We start from the raw sequence: 10,034 nt of genomic DNA on the forward strand, positions 1-10,034 counted from the left end.
GCTGACATCGCACTGGGTGACAAGGTTGCTGAGCCGTGTCGGTTATCCTGTCGACTTAATCAGTACTGTGCTAACTGCAGCTACTAACTGACTTAGCGCAAAAACCTGCTATTTTTCCAACCAAGCCGCATGAAATCAGGTAAAATCTTCGCCTCAAACAAATACGGTACGCCTAGCTGCTGTGGCTTGTGCCGTGGGCGCTCTAACACTGCGTGTTAACGGAATAGTGCATGGAATACGACTTTACTTATGATCGGGCCACCCGGCAATTTAGCTTAAAACTCAGTGCTGAACACGATGTGTTAGCGCGCTTTTTATTGGACGAATTTGGCCAGCAAGCTTCGGCTTACCAACCGCTGTTAAGCCAATTGCAGGCATTAAAAGCCTATGACACTTTGCGCTTCCAAGGAAAAGAATATCTACTCGAAGTGGAACATGCCGAGGTGACTTTAAGACATAACACCCTATTTTATGAAGCAGGGGACACGCCGCAACAAACCTCAGCCGAGCTTGATGAAGAGGCATTATCGCTGGATGATCATGGCATGCAAACCCAATGTGGTTTGGAAGATTTAGTGAAACTGCTACAGGCCTGGCAGCAGTTTTTAAGCGGCGGTTAAGCGAAGAGAGCTGCACAGTCTACGGGAATGAATGCACCATTATGGTGCTTTTTTTTGCTTTAAATTTGGTGGTGTAGGCTTAAATTATTGTTTTTTATCGATAAATAAAAGTTGGCACAAGGTTTTCTTATATAACGGTGCAATCACAAAAATTAGTCGATAAGGAAAACCATCATGAAGCTTGTTTGTGCCATCATCAAGCCGTTCAAACTGGATGATGTTCGTGAAGCCATCGCGGACATTGGTGTAGAAGGTTTAACGGTGACAGAAGTAAAAGGTTTTGGTCGGCAGAAAGGCCACACCGAATTATATCGTGGAGCTGAGTATCAGGTTGATTTCCTGCCAAAGGTAAAACTGGAAATTGCGACCCAAGATGATCAGGTAGAACGTTTACTTGAAGCCATTCAAAAAGCGGCTCATACCGGTCGGATAGGTGACGGAAAAATTTTCGTTTACAACCTCGAACAAGCCGTCCGTATTCGGACGGGTGAAACCGACGCCGAAGCGATTTAAGGAGTATTAACATGCAAGAACAAATTTATCACTTACAATATGCCATGGATACCTTCTACTTTTTAATGTGCGGTGTCTTAGTTATGTGGATGGCTGCCGGTTTTTCAATGCTGGAAGCAGGTTTGGTGCGCGCCAAAAATACCACTGAGATTTTAACTAAAAACGTGGCCCTTTACTCCATAGCTTGCATTATGTACCTAATATGCGGTTACGCATTTATGTATGGCGGTGACTTTTTCTTAAGTGGTATCGGCGCTGTGGATGTTGATGCTACCTTAACCAGTTTTGCCGAGCGTGAAGATGGTTTTACAGGGGCAGCGGTTTACTCTAGCGCATCTGACTTCTTCTTCCAAGTCGTCTTTGTTGCTACTGCAATGTCTATCGTTTCTGGTGCTGTTGCTGAGCGAATGAAGCTTTGGGCCTTTTTAGCATTCGCGGTGGTGATGACGGGCTTTATTTACCCAGTTCATGGATCTTGGACTTGGGGCGCTGAAGGGATGTTCGGTATTAATCTGGATGATCAGTTTGGTTTTTCTGATTTCGCAGGCTCAGGCATTGTGCACATGGCAGGTGCTGCGGCAGCCTTAGCGGGAGTGTTATTACTAGGTGCTCGGAAAGGGAAGTATAGTAAAGACGGTAAAGTGAATGCAATCCCTGGTGCGAACATGCCTTTAGCAACCTTAGGTACCTTGATACTGTGGATGGGTTGGTTTGGTTTTAACGGTGGTTCAGTATTAAAACTGGGGGATATCAGTAATGCTAATGCTGTTGCCGTGGTCTTTTTAAATACCAATGCGGCTGCCGCTTCCGGCGCTATTGCAGCACTGGCCTTATCGGTGCTCTTATTCCGCAAAGCTGATTTAACGATGGCGTTAAACGGTGCTCTTGCAGGTTTGGTTGCTATCACGGCTGAACCTTCTACACCAACGGCTTTACAGGCAACGTTATTCGGTGCCATAGGTGGTGTGTTAGTGGTCGGCTCGATTATCGCTTTAGACAAAATTAAGATTGATGATCCAGTTGGTGCTATTTCTGTTCATGGCGTAGTAGGTTTCTTCGGTCTGATGATTGTGCCATTTAGTAAAGAAGGTGCAACCTTCGTTGGCCAGTTAATTGGTGCTTTTGCAATCTTTGCTTGGGTATTTATTACAAGCTTGGTGGTTTGGTACCTCCTGAAATTGGTAATGGGTATTCGTGTAAGCGAAGAAGCAGAATATGAAGGTGTGGATGCTTCAGAGTGCGGTATTGAAGCTTACCCTGAGTTTGTTGCCTCGGTAAAGTAAGCAGTTTGGCGGGTGTCGGTGGCACCCTCCAAGAGCCTGTGTTGTTGGCGTCAGTAAACTTAGTTTCTAGCCAGCAACACTAAACGTGACCCACCTCTGTCTATCCTTGTCCTTTGTCCTATTTGACACCCCGTTGCTACTGGCAGCGGGGTTTTTTTATGTGCAATAAACGCGATCAACAAGGTAAATGCGCTTTAATGCAGCAGGGTATTGCTGCATGTTTACTCAGTAGGATTGCAAGGTTGCGTATTTAACAGCATGGACCATCAACGTTTGAAAACAACAATCTGAGGGTGAATAGTCAGTCTGTCATCAGTGCAATAAGTAAGGGAATTGCTGTGGGAAAGCAGATTGAACCTGTTGTGCGATGAGGCCGCTGAAAAGCGCATAAAGGGGTAAGCTAAGCCGAACAATTTCTGCTGAGTGATAGGTTAAGATGGCCATTAGCATAAAAGAAAAAGGCCGCACAAATGCGGCCCAGTTTCAATTTTGCATCCATTGCAGTGATCATTCCTTAATCGACTGAAAAGTGCATCCGTGCTGCATCCTGCAAGCGCATCCATTACTCGCTGACATCATGTCAGTGTCCATACCACACCAAAATCCGCGGTGTGAAAGTGCATCCTGCCGTCATCTCCGATGACTTATTACGCGACAATAGCGTTATCCTTATTATTGTCTGCTTGGCCGCATCCTGCAGCTGCAAGCGAAATATTGCCATCCAAGGCTATCCTTTCTTACTCTTTCATCCTGCCGAGTTTTCTTCATCCTGAAGATGTCCTAATGCTGTCCCTATGCTATCCTGCATCTGGTAATATCCATTACCGAAAACATCCTGTACCGCGACCTTGCTGCTACTGAAATCCTTTCAGCTATCGTTCCTTCGATGTGTTTATTATGCCTTTATCAGCATAAAATAGGAGGGGTTTTCTGTGATGGGAAAAATTGTCTTATCTTTGCAATAAAGTGTAAATCAAAAATAGATATTTAATATCAACAGTTTAAATTGAAAGTCTTTCTAAGTGGTGCAGATATAAAGCGCTTTGGCTACCTGTTTTGTGAGAGATCTCGCACACAAAGGCAGGCGATTAGTCACACTGGGGATTGACCTTCTACTTTAGCAAGCGATAATGGTGATAGAAAACACTGAAGGAACCACATGGCACGCGAACAATTAGGAATTTGTGCAGAAGCAAATTTACATGGCAGTTATCTGCTCATTAATGTGTTAGATGGTCAAGAAGCCATGCTGCGGCAAAAACTAACGCGACTGCCGCAGATAATAAATCGTTTAGCCGATCACTTCTCCGAAGCCATGCTCAGCGGTGTGGTCGCCATTAGCAGTCATTTTTGGGATAGCCTGTATCCTAGGCAGCGACCGGCCGGTCTTAGTGCGTTTCCCGAGTTTCGCTCAGAGCATTTTCAAGTAAGCCACAGTATGGCGGATTTATTCATCCAAGTGCGCTCAGATCGGACTGATGTTAATTACATCGCGCTGCAACAAATCTATCAGTTGATTAGTCCTAATGTCGAAATTGTCGAAAATTTATCAGGGTTCCGCTATCTGGACGGTCGGCAATTAACGGGCTTTATCGATGCCCCAACGAATCCACGCGGCATCAAGCGGCGCAAAGCGGCGCTTGTGGATGCGCTTAACGATCCTGTTTTTGCTGGTGGCAGTTATCTTTATTTTTATCGATTACAGTTAGATCAAAAACATTGGTTGCAATTAAGTACGGAGCAACAAGAAGCCATCATGGGTTATCAAAAGCTGGATGGTAAAAAGTGCGCAGCGGATGCTGAAATCCGTAGTAGTCATTTAACGGCACAACATGTGGTATTAGCGCCTAATGATGCGATGTTGCTCGAGCAAAACATGCCTTATGCCAGTTTGCATACGCAAGGTGCTTTACAGTTATGTTTTAGTGCAGAAAGTGATGTTTTTAGTCGGCTCTGGCGCAGTAAATTGGGTTTACAGCAATCGGGTATTTACGATGGCTTACTCGATTTTTGCCGTATTGATCTTGCAGCGGCGTTTTTTGTTCCTTCAATCACTTTTATGGAAGCCGCCGCCCGCGGTGAATTTACAGCGCGATCATCACACCTTCTCGAATAATTCGGTTACTTTTTGTAAAGTAAAATCGATATTTTTCACGCTAATCGGCGCGATAAAAATGGTATCGTCGCCAGCGATGGTACCCAACACGCCTTCGGCTTTGCCGACAGAATCCAGCAAGCGCGCAATAAGTTGTGCGGCACCGGGACTGGTACGGATGATAATCATCACATCGTTATGTTCAATATCCAGTACTAGCTGACGCAATGGGCTTTTGGTCGTCGGTACGCCTAGTTCAGGCGGTAAAGTGTAAACCATTTCTTGTTTAGCATTACGGGTACGCACCGCACCGTATTTACTCAGCATGCGCGAGACTTTTGATTGGCTCACATTGTCAAAGCCATCATGCTTGAGGGCATCAACAATTTCACCTTGAGAGCCAAAGCTTTCTGTTTTTAGCAGGGCTTTAAAGGCATGGATCAGGGCTTCTTGGCGGTTTTGTTTGGTCATGGCTCTCGGTTCAGCAATATTTACTGTGTTTGATACTATCAAATTTAACGCCACAATAGCAGTGACTACGCTAAAATAGCTTGGTTAAGCTGTGGTAGGTGACATCTGTCTACTTTATCTGAAAAAAGGCTTAGACTTTAGGCGTAAGACATTTGTATTTTGAGCGTCATTTCAGTATTGTTGGCGCGGTTATTCTGAACTGTATAATTGGAGAGAAGCATGAAAGTTGCCGTATTAGGTGCTGCCGGTGGTATTGGCCAGGCACTGTCGTTGTTACTGAAGTTAGATTTACCTGCCGGCACAGACTTAGCCTTGTATGATCTGGCTCCTGTTACTCCTGGTGTTGCGGTTGATCTGAGCCACATTCCTACAGCAGTAAACGTAACGGGTTATGGTAAAGAAGATCTGAACACGGCATTAGCCGGTGCCGACATCGTGATGATCCCTGCGGGCATGCCACGTAAGCCGGGTATGGATCGTTCTGATCTGTTCAACATCAATGCTGGCGTAGTGAAAACATTAGCTGAAGCTATCGTTGAGCAGTGTCCTAAAGCGTTAGTCGGTATTATTACTAACCCAGTGAACACCACTGTGGCCATTGCGGCAGAAGTGTTCAAGAAAGCCGGTACTTATGATGCACGTCGTTTATTCGGTGTAACTACACTGGACGTTATCCGCGCTGAAACCTTTGTTGCAGCCTTAAAAGGTAAAAACCCAACTGAAATCACTGTGCCAGTAATCGGTGGCCACAGCGGTACAACAATCCTGCCTTTACTGTCTCAAGTTTCTGGCGTGAGCTTTAGCGATGATGAAGTGGCAGCCTTAACAACGCGTATCCAAAATGCGGGTACCGAAGTTGTTGAAGCAAAAGCCGGTGGCGGATCAGCAACCTTATCAATGGGTCAGGCCGCTGCGCGTTTCTGTATTTCTTTAGTAAAAGGTTTACAGGGCGAAACAGTAAATGAATATGCTTACGTTGAAGGTGCGGGTGAACATGCACGTTTCTTCGCTCAGCCATTAGTGTTGGGTAAAAACGGCGTTGAGCAATTACTGCCAATCGGTCAATTAAGTGCTTTTGAAGAAAAAGCCATGAACGATATGTTGGGAACGTTAAAAGCAGACATCGCTTTAGGCGAAGAGTTTGTCAACAAAAACTAAGTTGAACTCAGTTTAAAAAAAGGCGCTTAAAGCGCCTTTTTTATTGCAATGAGTGGCCCGGATAAAGCCTTAATGGCTGCGTGACACCGCAATGTCTGCCAAGGCAACTAAAGCCTGCTTAAAAGGCGAAGGTGCTAACTCGGCTAAAGCCTGTTGCGCTTTTAATGCTTCTTGCTGCGCCAGCTGCCGGGTGTAATCAAAAGCACCCGTTTCGTGCAGCGCGGCCATAATCTCTGGCAAATGCTGCATACCATTACGCTCGGTAATCGCATCGCTAATTAATTGTTGTTGTATGGCTGAGCCATGACGCATCGCATGAATTAATGGCAGCGTGGGTTTACCTTCGGCAAGATCATCACCAATATTTTTGCCCAGTTCAGCGGCATCGGCTTGGTAATCTAATACATCATCAATTAACTGAAAGGCCGTGCCTAGGTGCATGCCATAAGCTTTCATGGCTTGTTCAACCGAGTCGGGCTGTGCAGCGATGATGGCGGCAAGTTGGGTAGCGGCCTCAAATAATTTTGCTGTTTTGCAGTAGATAACTTGTAAATAGTTTTCTTCAGTAGTGGTAGGGTCGTTGATGTTCATCAACTGTAATACTTCACCCTCTGCAATGATATTGGTGGCATTCGCTAATACTTGCATTACACGCATATTGTTCAGCTCAACCATCATTTGAAAAGAGCGGCTGTATAAAAAGTCGCCGACTAACACGCTAGCTTGATTGCCAAACAACGCATTAGCGGTTTCTTTGCCACGGCGCATAGTCGACTCATCGACGACGTCGTCATGTAGCAAAGTGGAGGTATGAATAAACTCCACAATAGCGGCAATGCTCAGATGTTGTGTTCCTTGATAGCCCAAGGCTCTGGCGGCCAGCACAGCAAGTAAAGGCCGCAAACGTTTGCCGCCACTATTTACAATGTAGATACCCAGTTGATTAATCAGCGCTACATCAGAGCTAAGCTGAGAAAAAATATGCTGATTGACCGCGGCCATATCGTCTGCGGAGAGTTGCTGTATTTCGTCGAGCGTCATCTGCTTCTAACTGCTAAAGTAATGAATGCTGATGATTCTACACTATTCAAACTGTGGGCTAAAATGAAATCTGGATCCTTTTCGGTGATAGTACGGATCCCCTTTTCTGATAAATGATTGGCTTGCACGTAAACTGCGCTAATATTAAGCCATTAAATATCGTTTTAGCGGTGCGCAAAAGCGTGTAACGATATTCAGGATTGATCTTTCGGGGCGGTATTTGGGCGGCCAATGCGCTGTTGCAGCAGCTGAAAATAGTCTCTTTCTTCCAGCATTGCAGTGCCTAGCCCTTAACGCCTTGAAGTTGGCTGAAGAGGCCTTGCTGCGTTAGAATGCCCACAGCCAGATCTTTTTAATAATTGTGCTTGCGGCACTGGGGGAAATTGCGTACAATTCGCGCCCTGTGAATTGAATTAACACGCCCCTTAAATTTAAAAAGCGTTGGCGTGCTTTGTACGGAGTTAACTATGTACGCGGTTTTCCAAAGTGGTGGCAAACAGCACCGTGTGACGGAAGGTCAAACTCTTCGTCTAGAGAAACTAGACTTAGAAACCGGCGCAAAAATCGAATTTATCCCACTGATGATCGCTAATGGCGAAGAAATCAGTATCGGCGCCCCTTTAGTTGAAGGTGGTAAAGTAGTAGCGGAAGTGGTCAACCATGGCCGTGGCGATAAGATAAAGATCGTCAAGTTCCGTCGTCGTAAGCATTCACGTAAACAGATGGGCCATCGTCAATGGTTCACTGAAGTGAAAATCACCAGCATCAGCGCGTAACAGGAGTATCGACACATGGCAAGTAAGAAAGGTGTAGGTAGCACTCGTAACGGTCGCGATTCAGAAGCTAAACGCTTAGGTGTTAAGCGCTTTGGTGGTGAATCAGTTTTATCTGGTAGCATTATTGTTCGTCAGCGTGGCACTAAATTCCACCCAGGCAGCAACGTTGGTATCGGTAAAGACCACACTTTATTCGCTTTAACTGAAGGTAAAGTGAAGTTTGAAGTGAAAGGCGAGCACAATCGTAGATATGTAAGCATCGTCAGCGAGTAAGCTGGATGGTTACAAGAAAACCCCGCCTCGAGCGGGGTTTTTTATTATAAATTTTCTCCACTGTCTGACATGCGTTATACTGAGCAACAGTAAAACTAAGTCAAACCAGATCACAGTTAATCAGGACGCACCTCATGAAGTTTGTTGATGAAGCGATAATCCGTGTTGAAGCCGGCGACGGCGGTAACGGTATTATCAGTTTTTTACGGGAAAAGTTTATTTCCAAAGGCGGCCCAAATGGCGGTGACGGTGGTGATGGTGGTGATGTTTACCTACTAGCAGATGAAAACCTTAACACCTTGGTAGACTACCAATTTGAAAAGTTTCACGAAGCTGAACGCGGTGAAAACGGCGGGAGTGTTAACTGTACCGGTAAACGGGGTGCCGACTTAGTATTAAGAGTACCTGTTGGAACGCGCGCTGTGGATGCCGATACGGAAGAAGTGATTGGCGATTTAACGGCAAACGGTAAAAAGTTGATGGTCGCTAAAGGCGGTTGGCATGGTTTAGGTAACGCGCGTTTTGCTAGTAGCACAAACCGCACGCCACGTAAAAAAACCAATGGTACGCCAGGTGAAATACGTAATTTACGCTTAGAATTATTATTGTTAGCTGATGTGGGATTGTTAGGCTTACCCAATGCGGGCAAATCAACGTTAATCCGCGCCGTGTCAGCAGCTAAACCGAAAGTGGCTGATTATCCTTTTACCACCCTCGTGCCTAATTTAGGCGTAGTACGGGTTGAATCTCATCGTTCTTTTGTGATTGCTGATATTCCTGGTTTAATTGCCGGTGCTGCAGAAGGTGCGGGTTTGGGGATCCAATTCTTAAAGCATTTAGAACGTTGTCGCTTGTTATTACATGTGGTCGATGTGTTGCCTGCTGACGGTTCCGATCCGGCCGAGAATGCCAAAACCATCATTGAAGAATTACATAAATACAGTACAAAATTAGCGGCGAAACCTCGCTGGTTAGTATTTAATAAACTGGATTTAGTATTAGAAGAAGAGTTAGATGAAATCATCGCTGAGGTCACTAAAGCCATTGATTGGCAAGGCCCGGTCTTTAAGATTTCAGCCGCGTCGCGTGAAAACACTGCGCGTTTATCGAAAGATATCTTAAGTTACATCGAAGAATTACCAGCCGAAGAAGTCGCTGATCCTATTGCTGATCCTGTTACCTTTAAGTGGGATGATTACCACGAAGAAGCGGCAGCATTGGAAGATGACTTGGATGACGATGATGATTTCGACGATGATGATTATGATGTTGAAGTTATTTATCAACGCTGAGTTAGCCTTATGCAAATAGCTATGATCGCTGCGATGGCGGCCAATCGCGTAATCGGTTTGAATAATCAGATGCCTTGGCATTTGCCGGCCGATTTAAAGCATTTTAAAGCCATGACTTCGGGTAAGCCGGTGTTGATGGGGCGCAAAACCTTTGAATCCATTGGTCGTCCTTTACCGGGGCGTCGTAATATCGTGATCAGTCGTCAGCCGGTACCGGCTAACTGTAACGTAGAATGGGTGAATAGCGTTGAACAAGCTTTAGCGTTAGTAGCCGATGTGTCAGAAGTGATGATTATTGGTGGTGCTGACATTTACCGCCAGTGTTTACCTTTAGCGCAGCGCTTATATTTGACTGAAATTGCCTTAGAAACACCAGGCGATGCTTTCTTCCCAGATTATCAAGCGGTAGGGCCTTGGCAGATCACGAGTGAGGATGTTGTGCCACAAAGTGATAGCAACCCCTTAGCTCATCGTTTTATCACCTTAGAGCGCTGCTAATAAAGGCATATACA

The 10,034-nt window shown here is 45.4% G+C and carries 11 protein-coding genes; 9 read left to right on the top strand and 2 right to left on the bottom strand.

What is annotated here, in order from left to right; genetic code table 11:
* Positions 1-230: 230 nt before the first annotated feature.
* The 4 genes from JAO78_RS13960 to JAO78_RS13975 all read left to right on the top strand — a co-directional run bounded on the left by JAO78_RS13960 (position 231) and on the right by JAO78_RS13975 (position 4,532).
* Complete coding sequence (locus tag JAO78_RS13960) at positions 231-620, top strand: YacL family protein (protein ID WP_226751982.1); 390 nt, start codon at positions 231-233, stop codon at positions 618-620.
* 174 nt (positions 621-794) lie between these two features.
* Positions 795-1,133 carry a P-II family nitrogen regulator gene (gene glnK, locus JAO78_RS13965; protein WP_226751983.1) on the top strand — a complete coding sequence of 113 codons (339 nt, stop codon included), beginning with the start codon at positions 795-797 and terminating at the stop codon, positions 1,131-1,133.
* 11 nt (positions 1,134-1,144) lie between these two features.
* The gene (locus tag JAO78_RS13970) at positions 1,145-2,416 is read left to right on the top strand and encodes an ammonium transporter (RefSeq protein ID WP_226751984.1); all 1,272 of its coding nucleotides are present in this window, start codon (positions 1,145-1,147) and stop codon (positions 2,414-2,416) included.
* 1,159 nt (positions 2,417-3,575) lie between these two features.
* On the top strand, positions 3,576-4,532 hold the full coding sequence (locus JAO78_RS13975) for a Dyp-type peroxidase (RefSeq protein ID WP_226751985.1): 957 nt from the start codon (positions 3,576-3,578) through the stop codon (positions 4,530-4,532).
* On the opposite strand, the gene argR is transcribed toward JAO78_RS13975, so the two are convergent.
* Positions 4,515-4,982 (bottom strand): transcriptional regulator ArgR, encoded by a 468-nt coding sequence (gene argR, locus JAO78_RS13980; protein WP_226751986.1) that lies wholly within the window; start codon positions 4,980-4,982, stop codon positions 4,515-4,517. The two genes, JAO78_RS13975 and argR, sit on opposite strands and share 18 nt — an antisense overlap.
* A 219-nt stretch (positions 4,983-5,201) precedes the next feature.
* Between argR and mdh the strand changes: the two genes are divergently transcribed.
* Positions 5,202-6,140, top strand: coding sequence for a malate dehydrogenase (gene mdh, locus JAO78_RS13985; RefSeq protein ID WP_226751987.1), 939 nt, complete (start codon positions 5,202-5,204; stop codon positions 6,138-6,140).
* A gap of 69 nt (positions 6,141-6,209) precedes the next feature.
* On the opposite strand, the gene ispB is transcribed toward mdh, so the two are convergent.
* Positions 6,210-7,181, bottom strand: a complete 972-nt coding sequence (ispB, locus tag JAO78_RS13990) for an octaprenyl diphosphate synthase (RefSeq protein ID WP_226751988.1) — start codon at positions 7,179-7,181, stop codon at positions 6,210-6,212.
* A gap of 467 nt (positions 7,182-7,648) precedes the next feature.
* On the opposite strand from ispB, the gene rplU reads away from it, so the two are divergent.
* The 4 genes from rplU (at position 7,649) to folA (ending at position 10,020) form a co-directional block, all read left to right on the top strand.
* A complete protein-coding gene (gene rplU, locus JAO78_RS13995; protein ID WP_226751989.1) occupies positions 7,649-7,957 on the top strand; it encodes a 50S ribosomal protein L21 in 309 nt (102 codons plus the stop codon).
* Positions 7,958-7,972: 15 nt separating this feature from the next.
* Positions 7,973-8,230, top strand: a complete 258-nt coding sequence (rpmA, locus tag JAO78_RS14000) for a 50S ribosomal protein L27 (protein WP_226751990.1) — start codon at positions 7,973-7,975, stop codon at positions 8,228-8,230.
* Positions 8,231-8,364: 134 nt separating this feature from the next.
* A complete protein-coding gene (gene cgtA, locus JAO78_RS14005; RefSeq protein ID WP_226751991.1) occupies positions 8,365-9,522 on the top strand; it encodes an Obg family GTPase CgtA in 1,158 nt (385 codons plus the stop codon).
* Positions 9,523-9,531: 9 nt separating this feature from the next.
* Positions 9,532-10,020, top strand: coding sequence for a type 3 dihydrofolate reductase (folA, locus tag JAO78_RS14010; RefSeq protein WP_226751992.1), 489 nt, complete (start codon positions 9,532-9,534; stop codon positions 10,018-10,020).
* Positions 10,021-10,034: the final 14 nt, after the last annotated feature.

The organism is Alishewanella maricola, from assembly GCF_016343785.1.
GTDB classification, from domain to species: Bacteria; Pseudomonadota; Gammaproteobacteria; order Enterobacterales; family Alteromonadaceae; genus Alishewanella; species Alishewanella maricola.

Coding starts and splice junctions, on each gene's coding strand:
- JAO78_RS13960 (WP_226751982.1), top strand. CDS start 231: ATGGAATACGACTTTACTTATGATCGGGCCACCCGGCAATTTAGCTTA.
- glnK (WP_226751983.1), top strand. CDS start 795: ATGAAGCTTGTTTGTGCCATCATCAAGCCGTTCAAACTGGATGATGTT.
- JAO78_RS13970 (WP_226751984.1), top strand. CDS start 1,145: ATGCAAGAACAAATTTATCACTTACAATATGCCATGGATACCTTCTAC.
- JAO78_RS13975 (WP_226751985.1), top strand. CDS start 3,576: ATGGCACGCGAACAATTAGGAATTTGTGCAGAAGCAAATTTACATGGC.
- argR (WP_226751986.1), bottom strand. CDS start 4,982: ATGACCAAACAAAACCGCCAAGAAGCCCTGATCCATGCCTTTAAAGCC.
- mdh (WP_226751987.1), top strand. CDS start 5,202: ATGAAAGTTGCCGTATTAGGTGCTGCCGGTGGTATTGGCCAGGCACTG.
- ispB (WP_226751988.1), bottom strand. CDS start 7,181: ATGACGCTCGACGAAATACAGCAACTCTCCGCAGACGATATGGCCGCG.
- rplU (WP_226751989.1), top strand. CDS start 7,649: ATGTACGCGGTTTTCCAAAGTGGTGGCAAACAGCACCGTGTGACGGAA.
- rpmA (WP_226751990.1), top strand. CDS start 7,973: ATGGCAAGTAAGAAAGGTGTAGGTAGCACTCGTAACGGTCGCGATTCA.
- cgtA (WP_226751991.1), top strand. CDS start 8,365: ATGAAGTTTGTTGATGAAGCGATAATCCGTGTTGAAGCCGGCGACGGC.
- folA (WP_226751992.1), top strand. CDS start 9,532: ATGCAAATAGCTATGATCGCTGCGATGGCGGCCAATCGCGTAATCGGT.